We start from the raw sequence: 17,237 nt of genomic DNA, 5'->3' as shown, positions 1-17,237 counted from the left end.
TGCAGTGGGTTGCATAGAAGTCTCCATGGCGCAGCAACCGGAGCCTCAAGTCAATTCCGACGCGCCGGCCACCAAACCTCGTAAAAAAACCGCCAAGCCCAATGAGCGCTTCGATGATCTTTTCGCGATCAAGGCGTTCATCGCCCCCCGTGAAAACACTGCCCGAGCCACAAACGGGTCGGGGGAAGAGCAGGCCGTTCGGCCTGTAACAACCGAACCGCTTGCCAGCGTTGCAGTCGATTTCGATGATGCCTTCTATGAGTCTCTTATCTTTCCCGAGCCCACCGCTTCCGAAGTAGCATCCGCTCCTGTGGAGGTAGACCCGTTCGTTGAGTTCCAGAACGACTACACCACTACACACACGCTCATTTCAAAGCCACTCCAAACCATCGACGGTGTCTCGCTGGAATTGGGCGACGCGAATGACCTTCTGGTCATCAACAAAGGCGCTCGATGGGAGGGCACACTCGATGGCGGCAACGGAGTCAACGGTCTGCTCCTTAACTCCGCAGACGGTGGCACAGTAGGAGACACAACCAATTTTGCTGCCCTGCGGGTCACGAAAGGCGCATGGACATTAAACGGCAGCAACGACTTCCATAAAGGCGCCGAAGTAAGGGAAGACGCTACGCTATTTAACCTTGGCGCTATAGAAGGCACTGTGTACGTCGATAACGGAGGCACCTACGGCGGCTACGGTAAAGTAGGCGGCTTGCACGTGGACGGTCAGTTACTGGTCAGTGAAAATTTGGGGGCTCCTTCCATCAGAGGGGACCTTACACTTAGCGAAAGCGCCACACTCGCCTATGAAGTAACGGATAACGCTGATACTTCACAGACGATTTTCGTCGAGGGAGTCGCCAGGCTTGGCGGCGCGTCTTTACTGGTTACCGCTCTGCCAGGCGACTACGCACAAACCACTAATCACACTTTACTTTCCGCAGATCGGGTCGAAGGAACATTCGGTCGAGTCAGCAGCACCCTTGCGTTCATGACGGCTACCCCGGACTACGGCGACGAAAAGGCCGTCCGCCTGACCTACGCTCGCAACGAAGTGCCTATCGAAAATCTCGCGACCAACGAAAACGGTCGGGAACTCGCCCGCAGTATTGAAGAGCCCAAATCCAGTCCGACGGCGCAGACACCTCCCAATACCGCGAACGCCGCTGTCACAGCCCTGCTCGCCTCCACCACCGAAACAGCCTCCCAGGCCATCGACCAACTGGACGGCGGCCAAAACGCCAACCTTGCAAAAGCGACCCTGAACAGTGACAGCCCAATCAGCGCCAGCATGCTCTCGGCCATGCGTCAGCTGGACAGCGCCAGTCGCTATAGCAATTCCAGCAAGCGCAATTCACCACGCCTGGCCGCCGGCAGCGAAGACAATGGCCGAGTCTGGCTTCAAGCATTGGGTCACGGTGGGACGCTGGATCGCGACTACGACGCTCTGAAACACACAACCCACGGCCTGGTACTGGGAGCGGATTGGGGCATCGATGAGGAATGGCGCATCGGTGTAATGAGCGGCAAATCCGAAACGCGTCTGGATAGCCGTGGACTCGACGGCGATCTGGACAGCTGGCATTTGGGAGCTTATGCCCTGCGTCAAAACGGACCAATGTCCCTGCGCCTGGGCGCGACCTATAGCAACCACGACGGCAGCACTAAACGCCGGGTTGCCTTCAAAGGTTTCAGCGACCGCCCCGAAGGCCGTTACGATGCCAACACCCAGCAGGCCTTTGCGGAGTTGGGTTACAACCTGGGCCAGGCAAACGTCAGCATCGAACCGTTTGCGAGCCTGGGCTACCAACGCTATCAGCGCGACACTTACACGGAAAAAGGTGGCGCAGCGGCACTGAAGGTACAGGGTCAAACGCAGAACAATTTGAACAGCACGTTCGGCCTACGGCTGGCGAAGCTCAACACGCTGGATAACGGCATGCAACTGACGCCGCGGTTCAGTGCCGGCTGGAAACACACTTACGGGGACGTCTACAGCGATACCCGCCAACGATTGGTGACGGGCGGAAAAAACTTCACCGTTTCCGGCGCGTCGCTGGATCGTGACAGTCTACTGGTCGATGCAGGGCTGGACCTTGGATTGTCAGCAAAACACACCTTGGGCGTCGGCCTCACTGGCGAGGTCGGCACCGACAGCCGAAACCACGGCGTCACGGGTCAGTGGCGAATGAGTTTCTGACAGCCGCGAATCCGGGGCGAAAAAAAGGGGAGCACATGCCCCCCCGAGGTTTAAAGCGGTATATCGAGGCTGTTAACTCAGCCTTCGATCTCGATCAGGATTTCGCCCGGGTTTACCCGGTCGCCCTTGGCCACGTGGATGGCGGTGACTTTGCCGGCGATGGCCGATTGGACTTCGGTTTCCATCTTCATCGCTTCGGTGATCAGCACGGCCTGGCCGGCTTTCACGGTGTCGCCTTCCTTGACCAGCACGTCGACGATGTTGCCCGGCATGGTGGTGCTGACGTGGCCCGGTGCAGTGGCTTGCTTGCGCTTGCTGCTGCCGCCGCTGACGAATTCGTTGAGCGGTTCGAACACCACTTCTTCCGGCATCCCGTCGATAGACAGGTAGAAGTGACGCTTGCCTTCAGCCTTGACGCCGACACCGGTGATGTCGACGCGGTAGGTTTCGCCGTGGACATCGATGACGAACTCGGTCGGCACACCTTCGCCACCGGCCGAGGTCACACCGCCTGCTTCAGGAATCGGCAGCAGCACTTCTGGAGTCAGGGTGCCGGCGGCGCGTTCTTCTAGGAACTTGCGACCGATGTCCGGGAACATGGCGTAGGTCAGCACGTCTTCTTCAGACTTGGCCACCGCGCCGATTTCGCCACGCAGCTTGGTCATTTCCGGCTTGAGCAGATCGGCCGGACGCACGTCGATCACTTCTTCGCTGCCGATCGCCTGGCGACGCAGTTTTTCGTTCACGGTGCCCGGCGCCTTGCCGTAGCCGCCTTGCAAGTAAAGCTTCACTTCGTTGGTGATGGTCTTGTAGCGCTCGCCGGCCAGCACGTTGAAGAACGCCTGGGTGCCGACGATCTGCGAGGTCGGGGTCACCAGCGGCGGGAAGCCGAGGTCTTCACGAACGCGCGGGATTTCGGCCAGCACTTCATTCATGCGGTTCAGGGCGCCCTGCTCTTTCAACTGGTTGGCCAGGTTGGAAATCATCCCGCCCGGTACCTGGTTGACTTGAACGCGGGTGTCGACGGCGGTGAACTCGCTTTCGAACTGGTGGTATTTCTTGCGCACGGCGTAGAAGTACAGACCGATCTCTTGCAGCAGCTCCAGATTCAGTCCGGTGTCGAACTCGCTGCCTTTAAGGGCGGCAACCATCGACTCGGTGCCCGGGTGGCTGGTGCCCCAGGCGAAGCTGGAGATCGCGGTATCGATGTGGTCCGCACCGTTTTCGATAGCCTTGAGTTGGCACATCGCGGCCAAACCAGCGGTGTCGTGCGAGTGAATGAACACGGGCAGCGATTGCTCGGATTTCAATGCCTTGACCAGTTCGCCGGTAGCGTACGGAGTCAGCAGGCCAGCCATGTCCTTGATCGCCACCGAGTCGCAACCCATGGCTTCCATTTGCTTGGCTTGCGCCACGAACGCCTCGATGGTGTGTACCGGGCTGGTGGTGTAAGCGATGGTGCCTTGAGCGTGTTTGCCAGCGGCTTTCACCGCTTCGATGGCGACTCGCAGGTTACGCACATCGTTCATGGCGTCGAAGATGCGGAACACGTCGATACCATTGACCGCAGCCTTGGCGACGAAGGCTTTGACCACGTCGTCGCTGTAGTGGCGGTAGCCCAGCAGGTTCTGGCCACGCAGAAGCATTTGCAGGCGAGTGTTAGGCAAGGCCGCGCGCAGTTGGCGCAGACGCTCCCACGGGTCTTCCTTGAGGAAGCGTACGCAGGCGTCGAAGGTCGCGCCGCCCCAGACTTCCAGCGACCAGTAGCCGACTTTGTCGAGCTTGTCGCAGATCGGCAGCATGTCTTCAGTGCGCATGCGGGTCGCGAGCAGCGATTGGTGAGCGTCGCGCAGGATTGTGTCGGTAACGTAGATTTTCTTGCTCATTGTTCTTTTCCTCACAGGCCTGCGTGGGCGGCGATGGCGGCGGCGATGGCCAGGGCCAGCTCTTCGGGTTTGCGCTTGATCGAGTAGTTGGTCAGTTCAGGGTGGCTTTCAACGAAGCTGGTGTTGAACTGGCCGCTACGGAATTCCGGGTTACGCAGGATTTCCTGGTAGTACGCGGCGGTGGTCTTGACCCCTTGCAGACGCATGTCGTCGAGGGCGCGCAAGCCACGGTCCATCGCCTCGTCCCAGGTCAGCGCCCACACCACCAGTTTCAGGCACATGGAGTCGTAGAACGGCGGAATGGTGTAACCGGTGTAGATCGCCGTGTCGGTGCGCACGCCGGGGCCACCGGGGGCGTAGTACCGGGTGATCTTGCCGAAACTCGGCAGGAAGTTGTTCTTCGGGTCTTCGGCGTTGATCCGGAATTGCAGCGCGAAACCGCGGTGCTGGATGTCTTCCTGTTTCACCGAAAGCGGTAGGCCAGAGGCGATGCGAATCTGCTCGCGAACGATGTCGATGCCGGTGATTTCTTCGGTGATGGTGTGTTCCACCTGCACCCGGGTATTCATCTCCATGAAGTACACCTCGCCCTCGGCGAGCAGAAACTCCACGGTGCCGGCGTTCTCATAACCCACGGCCTTGGCTGCGCGCACCGACAGGTCGCCGATGTAGGCGCGCTGTTCCGGGGTCAGTTGCGGGCTCGGGGCGATCTCGATGAGCTTCTGGTTGCGACGCTGGATCGAGCAGTCACGCTCGAACAGGTGCACCACGTTGCCAAAGCTGTCGCCGAGGATCTGCGCTTCGATGTGTTTCGGATTGACGATGCATTTTTCCAGGAACACTTCCGCCGAACCAAAGGCCTTGGTGGCTTCGGAAATGACCCGAGGGAATGCTTGTTCAAGCTCTTCTCGGCTGTCGCAGCGACGGATACCACGGCCACCGCCACCGGACGTCGCCTTGAGCATCACCGGATAACCGATGCGGTCGCCTTCGAGCAAAGCTTCCGCGATATCCGCGACGTTGCCTTCGGTCCCCGGGGTGACGGGTACGCCAGCCTTGATCATGCTGCGACGGGCTTCAGTCTTGTCGCCCATGCGGCGAATCACTTCAGCCGATGGACCGATGAACTTGATGCCGCGCTCGGCGCAGATATCTGCCAGTTCAGCGTTTTCCGAGAGGAAGCCGTAGCCGGGGTGCAGCGCATCGCAACCGGTTTCTACCGCCAGATTCACCAGCTTGCGCGCATTCAGGTAGCCGGCCAGTGGCTCGGCACCGATGCTGTGGGCCTCGTCCGCACGCTTCACATGCAACGCATGGCGGTCGGCGTCGGAATAGATCGCGACCGAGCGAATGCCCATCTCGGCGCAGGCACGTACGATTCGTACGGCAATCTCACCACGGTTGGCGATCAGGATCTTTTTTATCACTTGGAGGTTCCCTTGAGCCGGTGGTACCCACGACCTGCTAGACCAGGTCGACGCGTGACCAAATGTTTCAATTCAGTCGCAGGCCCACACTAGCCCCCACAAGGGATTAACAAAAATGATTAATTATTGGGTCAGGCATAAGTAAAGACTTATAGTTGACTCATCAGCCTGCGATGAGAGCACCTAAAAAATGCGTAAGTCTTTGATGCGTATGACATTGCGCCAATTGCAGATCTTCAATGAAGTCTGTGATTTGAGGTCCTACAGCCGCGCAGCCGATGAAATGTCTCTCACCCAACCTGCCGTGAGCCTACAGATTCGTCAACTTGAAGAGCTGATTGGTCAGCCTTTGTTCGATTACGTCGGCAAAAAGCTCTACATGACCGAGGCAGCCGAAGCCCTTCAACGCGCCAGCCGGGACATTTTCGGGCGCCTGGAAAACCTCGACATGCAGCTTTCGGACATGCAGGGATCGTTGCAGGGTCAGCTGAAACTGGCGGTGGAATCGAGTGCCAAATACTTTGTGCCGCACCTGTTTGCCGCGTTCAAGCGCCAACATCCAGAAGTGAACCTGCAACTGACGGTGGTCAATCGCGGGCAGGTCATTCGACGACTGTCGGACAACCGCGACGACCTGGTGATCATGTCCATGGTGCCGCAGGACATGGGGCTGGAGTTCTTGCCATTCCTCAACAACCCGATCGTTGCCGTGGCGCCACCGGATCATCCGCTGTGCCACATGGGCCCGCTGCGTTTGCAGGATCTTGAACCCTACACACTGCTGATGCGCGAATCCGGCTCCGGGACGCGGCTGGCTTGCGAAGAATATTTCAAAGAGAAGCGCGTGCACTTCAACCAGACCCAGGAAGTCTCGTCAGCCGAAGCGCAGCGTGAATGTGTGTTGGCGGGTCTGGGCGTGGCGCTGTTGACGCGTCACGCCCTGAACCTTGAGTTGGCGACCGGCGGATTGATCGAGTTGCCGGTCGAAGAGCTGCCGTTGTACCGCAGCTGGTGCCTGGTGCAAGCCAAGGCGAAACGGCTGTCACCGGTGGCGCACGCGTTCCTTGCGTTTATTCGCAGCGAGCGGGTGCAGATCAGCGCGCTGGTTGAGCGTTTCGACGGGAAGTTGCCGGTGCCGCCTGCCAGTAGTTGAGCTCCAGCTCAGGGAAATCACCAATCTCGGCCAGCAGTTGGCGACGTTCGCAGCGATCTTCGATAGCGCGGCGAAATTCCATGCGGCGCTGGTCTTCCTGCTGACGACGGGTTCTGACGGCGCTGTTGCGTTCTTCGTAGGGCTGGGCCATTTCGAGTCTCCCAAGGCGATGACGGGAGTTTCAAGATAGGCGCGAGGGATGACGGTTTGGCGGCGGGTGGGTTACAGGGATGTGAACATTGGCGAAGGGCTTGGCGAGTTTGAGGACGCCTTCGCGAGCAAGCCCGCTCCCACATTTGACCGAGTTATTCAGGCGGACGCGGTCAAATGTGGGAGCGGGCTTGCTCGCGAATGAAGGTCGGAACGACCTTCCGGCGATCTCAGATCAGAATTAATCGTCCAGCGCTTTTACCGATTTGGGTGACAGCCGCAAGCTGCGCAGGCTGCGCTTGACGCTCTTGAGGTGGTTGACCAGGCTCGGCCCGCGCGCCATGGCCACGCCCATCGCCAACACATCGATCACCACCAGGTGGGCAATGCGCGAGGTCAGCGGCGTATAGATCTCGGTGTCTTCGTGCACATCGATCGCCAGGTTGACGGTCGACAGCTCGGCGAGCGGTGTCTGGCTCGGGCACAAGGTAATCAGCGAAGCGCCGCTTTCGCGCACCAGATTGGCGGTGATCAACAAATCTTTGGAACGCCCGGACTGGGAAATACAGATCGCCACGTCGGTCGGCTTCAACGTGACCGCCGACATCGCCTGCATGTGCGGGTCGGAATACGCCGCCGCCGTCAGCAACAAGCGGAAGAACTTGTGCTGGGCATCGGCCGCCACTGCACCCGACGCGCCAAAGCCATAAAACTCGACCCGCTGGGCCTGCGACATGAGCGACACGGCACGCTGCAACTCCACCGGATCAAGCTTCTCGCGAACCTCCATCAGCGTGTGCAGAGTGGTGTCGAAGATTTTCAGGCTGTAGTCAGCGACCGAGTCGTCTTCATGAATCGCGAATTGTCCGAAGCTCGCACCGGCAGCCAGGCTCTGTGCCAGTTTCAGCTTCAAGTCCTGGAAACCGGAGCAACCGATGGCGCGACAGAACCGCACGATGGTCGGTTCGCTAATGCCCACGTTGTGGGCCAGGTCGGCCATGGAGCTGTGCATCACCGCCGCAGGATCAAGCAGCACGTGGTCGGCGACCTTGAGCTCCGACTTGCGTAAGAGGTGGCGTGACTGGGCGATGTGTTGCAGCAGATTCAAAGGGCTGGACTCTTTGTTATTGGCAGGTGCCGGGGATGTAGCACGCTTGTAGTTATACTACATGAATCGGCTTTTTGCCTGCTCAATGCGTAACTCGATGTCCCCATTTCACGCCACATGCGCTCCATGTAGCCCTTACAAGTGTTTCTCGTCCGCACGCAACAGTGCCGCCAGGCCATCGGCCTCGACAGGACGGCTAATCAAATAGCCCTGCACTTCATCGCAGTGCTCGGCTTTCAAAAACTCCAACTGCTCTGTCCGCTCCACCCCTTCAGCCACCACTTTCAGTGACAAGCCGTGCGCCATGGCAATGATTGCCCGGGTGATCGCCGCATCCTCGCTACCCTCCCCCAGACCGCGGATAAATGCCTGATCGATCTTCACGTAATCCACAGGGATGCGCTTGAGGTAGCTCAGGGACGAATACCCGGTGCCGAAGTCATCAATCGCCAACTTGACCCCCAAATCACGCAATTGCTGGAAGGTCGCGATGATGTGCTCGACGCTGTCCAGCAACTGGCTTTCGGTGAGCTCCAGCTCGAGGTAGTGCGGCGCCAGACCGGTTTCTTCCAGCACCTGACGCACCAGGCTGACCAGTTTGCCCTGACGCAATTGATGCACCGACAGATTCACCGACACCCGAATCGGCGCAAGCCCCTGACGCTGCCACTCACAGGCTTGCCAGCAAGCCTGACGCAACACGAACTCGCCGATCGGGCCGATCAAACCGGTTTCCTCGGCCAGGCCGATGAAGTCCCCTGGCGGCACACGGCCCATGGTCGGGTGATCCCAGCGCACCAGCGCTTCGGCGGCATTCAACCGACCCGTGGCCAGGCACAGTTTCGGTTGATAAAACACCATCAACTGTTTCTCTTCGATCGCCTTACGCAGTTGATTTTCCAGCTGCAAGCGCTCCAGCGTGCTGGCTTGCAGGCTGTCGGTGTAGAACTGGAAGTTATTTCCGCCCAAGTGCTTGGCGTGCTGCATGGCCATATTGGACTGATGGACCAGCGCGGAAATTTCTCGCGCGTTGTCCGGCAACAGACTGATGCCCATGGACGCACTAACCACCAGTTCATGGCCCTCGACAGTGATCGGCAAGCGCAACTTGGTCGACAGTCGGGTCGCCACCCGCGCCAGGCTCGACAGGTTGCCGTAGGCATTGAACAACACGGCAAACTCATCACCGGACAAGCGAGCGATGGTGTCTGCTTCCGGCAATGCGTTGACCAGCCGCCGAGCCATCTTCTGCAAGAGTTGGTCGGCTATTTCATGGCCAAGGCTGTCATTGAGCAGCTTGAAACGATCCAGATTGATGTGCAGCAACGCCAGACTGCGATAGCCGCCCTGACGCACCCGCTGATGCGCCTCGCTTAGCCGTTCCCGGAACAGTGAACGGTTAGCCAGACCCGTCAATTCGTCGTAATGCGCCAGGTAACGCATGCGTTCTTCAGATTCGCGCCGGGCCGATAGATCGGCGAAGAAGCCCACGATATGGCTCACATTTCCCCGAGCATCACGCACCGCGTTCAGTTGCAACCATTGCGGATACAGCTCGCCATTCTTGCGGGTTTCTACCAGCTCGCCCTGCCAACTGCCGTGCTGCTCCAGCGCCTGACGAATCGCAGCGTAGTGCCGGCGGGCATCGCGGCTGCACGGCAACTCGACCACGTTGCGTCCAATCATGTCTTCAATGTCATAGCCGGTGACTCGGCTGAAGGCCTGATTGACCGCGATCAACGCGTAATTCGGATCGAAAATCACGATGCCTTCACTGGCGGCTTCGAACACCGTTGCGGCCAGTTGCCGTTGCTCTTCCAGCGCTTTACTGACGCTGATGTCGCGACGGGTGCCGACCATGCGGATCACCCGGCCATTTTCGCTGCGCTCAACCGCTCGACCACGGTCTTCGATCCAAACCCAATGGCCATCGCCGTGACGTACGCGGTACTCAATCTGGTAGTCCTCGCTGCGGCCCTTCAAATGCTCGACCAGTGCGCGCTTGAGCGACGGCAAGTCATCGGGATGCAGGCGTGGCTTGAGGTGGCGAAGCATCGCCGTCACGAATTCTGGCTCCAGGCCGAACAGCTCCTGAAGATGGGTGTGATGGACTTCGTCGGTTTGCAGGTTCCAGTCCCACAGACCGAGCTCACTGGCCTTCAACGCCAGCGCCAGACGCGCTTCACTCTTGCTCAGGGCCTGATTGGCAGCGTCCAGCTCCAGGCTGCGCTGAGCAACACGGCTTTCCAGCTCGATCTGAATTTGCCGCAACTCGTCTTCGGCACGACGGCGCTGGTCGATTTCCTTGGCCAGCTTTTGATTGAGCTGATCGCTGCTGTTTTGAGCCTGCTGCAAGTGCTCGATCAGTGCCTGATTCTGGAAGCGCCGCAACAGCCCGCTATCGATGAGCCGATTGACCTGCCAGGCGACCACACTCAACGCGCCCAACAAAATCAGACCGAACCAGCCCCATCCCTGATCTTGTTCATCGCCGCCCCATAACAGATAGCCGATGGCCGGCAACAGACAGGGCAAGGTAAAGGACAGGAACGCCGGCAAGCTGACCGCATAGGCAACACTGGCCGAAAGCGCTGCAGCGCCGATCAGGCCGAACACCCAGGCTTGTTGCATGAAGTTATCGGCGGGTACCAGCGCAATGCCAGCGCCGGCCAGGGTCAGGCCGGTCATGGCCGAACCCAGCAAAAACATCCGGCGCCAGATCGGATGGGCCTGACGGTTGGGTATCGCCGAATCGAAGGCCGCGACTTGAATCACCCGCAACGCCACCAGCGACAACAGCCACACCAGCCAGACGCTGACCAGGAAGTAACGCTGCGGGCTCCAAAGCAAGCCAGCGCAAACCAGACCGTTGATCAACATGAATAACGTGGGCAGCAACGAGCCCTGATAAAGCAGACGCGTGCGTTCGACCGCCATTTCCATGGCGTACTGTTTGCGGATAACCCGGGGCTCCACAACGGGGCCCGACAGGTCGGTGCTGAGGGTCATAGGCAATGTTCTTGTTCTTATAATGATGAGCATGCGCCCGAAACGTCGACGGAGCATACACAAGCAAATGCCCGGACCAAACTGCCCCAGATCATAAATAGACCAAAGTATCGACTGCCTGGCCCCGTGTAAAAGCAGCCAAGCGAGCCCCGCCAACGCTTGCAGCCAGTGACTGACCGGTCGTCCTGCACCTATCTTTCATCGGCTAAAACAATGCAGGGTTTGCCCGGTGTGACGCCGCCCCCTAGAATGCCCCGATGCGCGATGATCTCTCCCTTCTGCTGAACTCCCTCAACGATGCCCAACGCCAGGCCGTAGCTGCCCGCGTGGGTCGTCAGTTGGTCCTGGCCGGTGCTGGTTCCGGTAAAACCCGAGTGCTGGTGCACCGTATCGCCTGGTTGATCCAGGTCGAAAACGCCTCGCCCCACTCCATCCTGTCGGTGACCTTCACCAATAAGGCCGCTGCCGAGATGCGTCATCGCATCGAGCAGCTGATGGGTATCAACCCGGCCGGCATGTGGGTCGGCACCTTCCACGGCCTGGCGCACCGCTTATTGCGGGCGCACTGGCAGGAAGCCGGCCTGAGCCAGACGTTCCAGATTCTCGACAGCGACGACCAGCAACGACTGGTCAAGCGGGTGATCCGCGAGCTGGGCCTGGACGAGCAACGCTGGCCGGCCCGTCAGGCCCAATGGTTCATCAACGGGCAGAAAGACGAAGGTCTGCGTCCGCAACACATTCAAGCCAGCGGAGATCTGTTCCTGGCGACCATGCGCAGCATTTATGAAGCCTATGAGGCTGCGTGCCTGCGCGCTGGCGTGATCGACTTCTCCGAATTGCTGCTGCGTGCCCTCGACTTGTGGCGCGATCATCCGGGCCTGCTGGCGCATTATCAGAAACGCTTCCGGCACATTCTGGTGGACGAGTTCCAGGACACCAACGCCGTGCAGTACGCCTGGTTGCGACTGCTGGCCAAGGGCGGTGACAGCCTGATGGTGGTTGGCGACGACGATCAGTCGATCTATGGCTGGCGCGGCGCGAAAATCGAAAACATTTATCAGTATTCCGACGATTTTCCAGATGCCGAAACCATTCGTCTGGAGCAGAACTACCGCTCCACCGCCGGCATCCTTAAAGCAGCCAACGCCCTGATCGCCAACAACACGGGACGCATGGGCAAAGAGCTGTGGACCGACGGCGGCGAAGGCGAAGCGATCAACCTGTACGCCGCGTTCAACGAACACGATGAAGCACGCTACGTGGTGGAAACCATCGAAAGCGCGCTGAAAACCGGCTTGGCTCGCAGCGATATCGCGATTTTGTACCGCTCCAACGCCCAATCACGCGTTTTGGAAGAAGCCTTGCTGCGTGAGCGCATTCCGTACCGCATCTATGGCGGTCAGCGCTTCTTCGAACGGGCAGAAATCAAAAACGCCATGGCCTACCTGCGCTTGCTGGAAGGTCGCGGCAACGATGCAGCGCTGGAGCGGGTGATCAACGTTCCGGCCCGGGGCATCGGAGAGAAAACCGTTGAAGCGATCCGCGACCATGCCCGTCACAGCGATGTGTCGATGTGGGAAGCCATGCGCCTGCTGGTGGCTAACAAAGGCCTGACCGGCCGTGCGGCCGGCGCGCTGGGCGCATTCATCGAGCTGATAGAGAACCTCGCCGCCAAGTGCATGGAAATGCCGCTGCATCTGATGACCCAGACCGTCATCGAGCAGTCCGGGCTGATCGCCTATCACGAAGCGGAAAAAGGCGAGAAAGGCCAGGCCCGGGTAGAAAACCTTGAGGAACTGGTCAGCGCTGCACGCAACTTCGAAAACGCTGAAGAAGATGAAGACCTGACGCCATTGGCGGCGTTCCTCGGTCACGCGTCCCTGGAGGCCGGGGATACTCAGGCCGACGAGCACGAAGACAGCATTCAGTTGATGACGCTGCACAGCGCCAAGGGTCTGGAATTCCCTTACGTGTTCCTGGTGGGCATGGAAGAAGGCCTGTTCCCGCACAAGATGAGCCTTGAAGAACCGGGTCGTCTTGAAGAGGAGCGCCGTTTGGCCTACGTCGGTATCACCCGGGCCATGCAGAACCTGGTGATGACCTATGCAGAGACCCGACGCCTGTACGGCAGCGAGACCTACAACAAGGTCTCGCGTTTCGTACGTGAAGTGCCGAAAGGCCTGATCCAGGAAGTGCGGCTGTCCAACAGCGTCAGCCGTCCGTTCGGCGGTGGCCAGCAGCAGAGCTCCAGCAGCCTGTTTGGCGGTAGCGAGATCCCGGATACCGGGTTCAGCCTCGGCCAGGCCGTACGGCATTCGGTGTTTGGCGACGGTGTGATCCTGAACTTCGAAGGTGCCGGGGCCCAGGCTCGGGTGCAGGTGAACTTCAGCGAAGGCAGCAAGTGGCTGATGTTGGGTTACGCGAAGCTGGAAGCGATTTAAAGCCCACCGCAGGGCTTTTCTGTGGGAGCGGGCTTGCTCGCGAAGGCAGCGCCGCGGTGTATCAGAAACACCGTGTCATCGTTCTTCGCGAGCAAGCCCGCTCCCACAGGTTGATCTGATGAAATCACCAAACTTCCTACAGAACTAATCCACTCGTCCTACAGACCAAAACTAACAGGCCTTATTGCGCTGACCGAAGCTGAACGCAACCTGTCAGGCAAAAGCCCGAAACACTCTGCCGCTAGCCAGTAACCCTTCAGCTGTGCAACATGGCGCGCGTGCCATCCACAAATGGGAATTCCCTTTATGAAACGTTTTCTTAGCATCGCCATGGCGTTGTGCATCGGCCTGACGATGAGCCTCGACGCCAACGCCAAGCGCTTTGGTGGCGGTAAGAGTTCCGGCGCTGCGCCGACTCACCAGACCAGCCAAATGGCGCCTTCTTCTGCCGCAGGTGGTGCTGCCGCCACTGCGGGCGCGGCCGGTGCCGCTGGCGCTGCCGCCAAGGCCGGCGGTGCTTCGCGCTGGCTCGGCCCTCTGGCCGGCATCGCGGCCGGTGGCCTGCTGGCCTCCATGTTCATGGGCGGCGGCTTCCAGGGCATGCAGATCTTCGACATCCTGATCATGGCCGTCATCGCCTTCCTGATCTTCCGTTTCATCGCCGCTCGTCGTCGCAAGCAGCAGGAGCACATGGCTCCAGCTGGCGCACCGATGCAGCGTGAAGTGTTCGAGCAGAAGCCAACGGCCATGGGTTCGGTCTTCGGCGGCTCAGCAGCACCGGTTGCCGCTCGTCCGGTGATCAACGCTCCGGCCTGGTTCAATGAAAAGAACTTCATTGAAGCGGCCCGCAACCACTTCCAGTCCCTGCAGCAGCACTGGGACGCCAACGAAATGGACAAGATCGCCGAGTTCGTGACCCCGCAACTGCTGGAGTTCCTCAAGCGCGAACGTGCCGATCTGGGCGACGGTTTCCAGTCCACCTACATTGATAACCTCAATGTTCAACTGGACGGCGTGGATGACCGTGCCGACAAGACCATCGCCACCCTGACCTTCACCGGTGTGTCGAAGACTTCGCGTTTCGACCAGGGCGAAGTGTTCAGCGAAAGCTGGAACATGGAACGTCCGCAGGGCGAGAACCAGCCTTGGCTGGTCGCCGGTATCCGCCAGAACGGCTGATCCTTACCGGTTCTGTCTGGAAGGTGCCGAGCTAAGATCAGACAAGGCAAAAACAGGCGAGGAAGCGGAGTTGACTTTAGTCAATGAGCATTCTGAGCCTGTTTTTAACGCAGTATGATCGACGCGCAGGCACGTTCCAGACAGAACCTAGCATGCTGTAACGAAAACCCCGGCCTGGCCGGGGTTTTTCTATTTCACGGTTACATCTATAGCGAGCTACTGTATAAACCGCCCCAACTAAACCGCGCCATCAAGCAAGAGGATCCCGGACGTGGAAGAAATCATCGAACAACTGCGTGAAGCCAACGAACCGGTACCGGTCCCCTTGGAGTTGCCCGACGAAGATCAATTGGTGGAAATCGAAGAACAGCTGTTCATCGACATTCCGTTTGTCTTCAGAGAGTTTTTGCTGACCGTCAGCGACGTCGTCTACGGCAGCCTGGAGCCGGTGACCGTTACCGACCCGCAATCCCACACCTACCTGCCGGACGTTGCTGCCAACGCCTGGGATGCGGGTGTTGATCGCAGCATGATTCCGATCTGCCAGGACGGTGACAACTACTACCTGGTCGAAGAAGACGGCACCGTGGTGCTGTGGTTGGCCGAAGAAGAGCTGATCGCCGAAGAAACCTGGGAATCGGTATGGCACTGGGCGCGGGACGTCTGGCTGGAAAGCTGAGACGCCTGACGCGCTACAGGGTTAATGCCCGGACGAATCCTTGTGGTTGTCCAGTGTTTCGAGCAACGCCACCTGCATCCGCGTGTGCACGCGGATGAACCAGCGCCAGAGCAGCGCCGCTACAGCGGCCGCGACGACAACGATCAGCACCAGCAACTTGTTGGTCGGCAGAATACTGGCCGACAAGGCTGCCAGCAGCAGAAAAATCACCAGCAGCGAGAGGATCGGGATCACTTCGGCGATTACCCGACGCACTCGCTGCGTGTGGCGGCCGGCCATCTCCGGCTTCACGCCCATCTCCGCCAACAGCATCGAGAGCGCCTTGAGCTTGCGATAGGCGGCGATCAGGAACGGCAGCGACAACAGCAACGCCCCGCCCCAAATCAACGCTTTCTGCCAGCTCGGGTCGCTGATCCAGTCTTGCAGGTAAGCGGACATGCGCTCGGCGAAAAAAGCACCCGAGAAGAAGATCGCAATCACCAGCGCCAGATTGACCCCCACCTGCAACAGAATCCGCCGAATCATCGACGCCAGTAGCGCGCCCTCGCCCTGAGGCTGGATGCTGCGCAGCCATTCGCCGTACATCCCCAATACCCGGCCCAGTCGCTTCGGCATCACCGCGGCAAGCTTGATCGACAGCGGATCAGCCGCGCGAATCAGGTAAGGCGTCAGCAACGTGGTAATCACCGAGACGGCAACCGCGACCGGGTAAAGGAAGTTGCTGGTAACCTGCAACGTCATGCCCAGCGCCGCGATGATGAAAGAAAATTCGCCAATCTGCGAAAGCCCCATCCCGACTCGAAGTGAGGTACGTCCATCATTGCCAGCGATAAAGGCGCCAAGACCGCAAGAAAACATCTTGCCCAGCACCACGGCCACGGTGATCACCGCAATCGGCCACGCGTATTGCAGCAGAATCATCGGATCGAGCATCAGCCCAATGGCGACAAAAAAGATCGCACTGAACAGGTCGCGAACCGGTTCGATCAAGCGCTCGATTTTCAGCAATTGCCGGGATTCAGCCATGATCGCGCCAATCAGGAAGGCACCGAGCACCATGCTGTATTCAAGTTTGACCACCAGCAAACAGAAGCCGAAACACAGGCCTAACACCGTAATCAGCAGCATTTCATTGCTTTCGAACTTCGCCACGTAAGCCAGCAATCGCGGCACCAGCAGGATGCCGATGACCAGTGCGACAATCATGAACAGCGAGAGCTTGCCGACCGTTGAAAACACTTCGCCGGAACTGACCGTGCCGCTGACTGCGATGCTCGACAGCAAGGCGATGATGCCGATGCCAAGGATGTCTTCAACGATCAGCACGCCGAAAATCAGCTGCGCGAAGCGCTCGTTCTTCATCTTCAGATCGTTGAGCGCCTTGACGATGATGGTGGTCGAGGAAATCGCCAGGATCGCGCCAAGAAACAGCGAGTCCATGGTGTTCCATTCGAACCAGCGACCGATCTCGTAGCCGATCCAGATCATCAGCACGATTTCCAGGAACGCCGCAATGAACGCTGTGGCGCCGACCTTGAACAGCTTGCGCAGGCTGAACTCCAGGCCCAGGCAGAACATCAGGAAAATCACCCCGAGTTCGGCGAGGGTTTTGATGGTGTCTTCATCGTGGATCAGGCTGAACGGCGGGGTGTGCGGGCCGATGATGAAGCCGGCGACGATGTAGCCGAGCACCACCGGTTGTTTGAAGCGATGAAACAGCACGGTCACCACACCCGCGATCAACATGATCACTGCCAGATCCTGAATGAAACTGATGGCGTGCATGGTGTGGGGTTCCTGTTCGAGCAAGGTGAAAAATCCACTTTCCGCGTGGGAATTACCCTTGAGAAGGGGCTTTTGAAGGGTAACACCGCGACTTCTGGCAGAAAGGCGGTGCAATATATGGAAACAGATCGATCCAGGCGTGACGGCAGCCACCCGCCCGGCGTCCCGATAACTGTTGGTTTGAAAAGCTGACAAGGCCCCCGCAGAGGTGCCGCCCTTC

At 59.1% G+C, this 17,237-nt stretch carries 11 protein-coding genes; 5 read left to right on the top strand and 6 right to left on the bottom strand.

Features of this window, described 5'->3' with window-relative positions:
- Positions 1-25 precede the first annotated feature (25 nt).
- Positions 26-2,200, top strand: coding sequence for an autotransporter domain-containing protein (locus KW848_RS08360; RefSeq protein ID WP_218536548.1), 2,175 nt, complete (start codon positions 26-28; stop codon positions 2,198-2,200).
- A 77-nt stretch (positions 2,201-2,277) separates the two neighbouring features.
- Here KW848_RS08360 and oadA read toward each other — a convergent pair whose 3' ends face one another.
- Together oadA and KW848_RS08350 are read right to left on the bottom strand one after the other, a co-directional pair.
- The gene (gene oadA, locus KW848_RS08355; RefSeq protein ID WP_192408814.1) at positions 2,278-4,086 is read right to left on the bottom strand and encodes a sodium-extruding oxaloacetate decarboxylase subunit alpha; all 1,809 of its coding nucleotides are present in this window, start codon (positions 4,084-4,086) and stop codon (positions 2,278-2,280) included.
- A gap of 11 nt (positions 4,087-4,097) precedes the next feature.
- Positions 4,098-5,513, bottom strand: a complete 1,416-nt coding sequence (locus tag KW848_RS08350) for an acetyl-CoA carboxylase biotin carboxylase subunit (protein WP_218536547.1) — start codon at positions 5,511-5,513, stop codon at positions 4,098-4,100.
- A 190-nt stretch (positions 5,514-5,703) separates the two neighbouring features.
- On the opposite strand from KW848_RS08350, the gene KW848_RS08345 reads away from it, so the two are divergent.
- Positions 5,704-6,666: a LysR family transcriptional regulator gene (locus tag KW848_RS08345; protein ID WP_008007793.1), complete on the top strand. Its 963-nt coding sequence runs from the start codon at positions 5,704-5,706 to the stop codon at positions 6,664-6,666.
- Here KW848_RS08345 and KW848_RS08340 read toward each other — a convergent pair.
- The 3 genes from KW848_RS08340 to KW848_RS08330 form a co-directional block, all read right to left on the bottom strand.
- On the bottom strand, positions 6,608-6,817 hold the full coding sequence (locus KW848_RS08340) for a PA3496 family putative envelope integrity protein (RefSeq protein WP_008156646.1): 210 nt from the start codon (positions 6,815-6,817) through the stop codon (positions 6,608-6,610). The genes KW848_RS08345 and KW848_RS08340 overlap by 59 nt on opposite strands.
- Before the next feature lie 240 nt (positions 6,818-7,057).
- The gene (hexR, locus tag KW848_RS08335) at positions 7,058-7,924 is read right to left on the bottom strand and encodes a transcriptional regulator HexR (RefSeq protein WP_008156648.1); all 867 of its coding nucleotides are present in this window, start codon (positions 7,922-7,924) and stop codon (positions 7,058-7,060) included.
- Positions 7,925-8,059: 135 nt separating this feature from the next.
- The gene (locus tag KW848_RS08330; RefSeq protein ID WP_218536546.1) at positions 8,060-10,933 is read right to left on the bottom strand and encodes an EAL domain-containing protein; all 2,874 of its coding nucleotides are present in this window, start codon (positions 10,931-10,933) and stop codon (positions 8,060-8,062) included.
- A gap of 257 nt (positions 10,934-11,190) precedes the next feature.
- Here KW848_RS08330 and uvrD point away from each other — a divergent pair, with 257 nt between their 5' ends.
- From uvrD to KW848_RS08315, 3 genes are all read left to right on the top strand, one after another.
- Positions 11,191-13,374, top strand: coding sequence for a DNA helicase II (gene uvrD / locus KW848_RS08325; protein ID WP_056738578.1), 2,184 nt, complete (start codon positions 11,191-11,193; stop codon positions 13,372-13,374).
- Between the two features lie 306 nt (positions 13,375-13,680).
- Positions 13,681-14,553: a Tim44 domain-containing protein gene (locus tag KW848_RS08320; protein ID WP_111448213.1), complete on the top strand. Its 873-nt coding sequence runs from the start codon at positions 13,681-13,683 to the stop codon at positions 14,551-14,553.
- A 271-nt stretch (positions 14,554-14,824) separates the two neighbouring features.
- The gene (locus KW848_RS08315; protein WP_008156656.1) at positions 14,825-15,232 is read left to right on the top strand and encodes an SMI1/KNR4 family protein; all 408 of its coding nucleotides are present in this window, start codon (positions 14,825-14,827) and stop codon (positions 15,230-15,232) included.
- A gap of 21 nt (positions 15,233-15,253) precedes the next feature.
- Here the strand turns inward: KW848_RS08315 and KW848_RS08310 are convergent, their stop codons facing one another.
- The gene (locus KW848_RS08310) at positions 15,254-17,017 is read right to left on the bottom strand and encodes a cation:proton antiporter (protein WP_218536545.1); all 1,764 of its coding nucleotides are present in this window, start codon (positions 17,015-17,017) and stop codon (positions 15,254-15,256) included.
- Positions 17,018-17,237: the final 220 nt, after the last annotated feature.

It is taken from the genome of Pseudomonas sp. PDM25 (assembly GCF_019219045.1).
Classification (GTDB): domain Bacteria; phylum Pseudomonadota; class Gammaproteobacteria; order Pseudomonadales; family Pseudomonadaceae; genus Aquipseudomonas.
Note: the sequence above shows the minus strand (reverse complement) of the source record. Positions and strands in the feature narration are given on the sequence as shown.

Coding starts and splice junctions, on each gene's coding strand:
- KW848_RS08360 (WP_218536548.1), top strand. CDS start 26: ATGGCGCAGCAACCGGAGCCTCAAGTCAATTCCGACGCGCCGGCCACC.
- oadA (WP_192408814.1), bottom strand. CDS start 4,086: ATGAGCAAGAAAATCTACGTTACCGACACAATCCTGCGCGACGCTCAC.
- KW848_RS08345 (WP_008007793.1), top strand. CDS start 5,704: ATGCGTAAGTCTTTGATGCGTATGACATTGCGCCAATTGCAGATCTTC.
- KW848_RS08340 (WP_008156646.1), bottom strand. CDS start 6,817: ATGGCCCAGCCCTACGAAGAACGCAACAGCGCCGTCAGAACCCGTCGT.
- KW848_RS08330 (WP_218536546.1), bottom strand. CDS start 10,933: ATGACCCTCAGCACCGACCTGTCGGGCCCCGTTGTGGAGCCCCGGGTT.
- uvrD (WP_056738578.1), top strand. CDS start 11,191: ATGCGCGATGATCTCTCCCTTCTGCTGAACTCCCTCAACGATGCCCAA.
- KW848_RS08320 (WP_111448213.1), top strand. CDS start 13,681: ATGAAACGTTTTCTTAGCATCGCCATGGCGTTGTGCATCGGCCTGACG.
- KW848_RS08310 (WP_218536545.1), bottom strand. CDS start 17,017: ATGCACGCCATCAGTTTCATTCAGGATCTGGCAGTGATCATGTTGATC.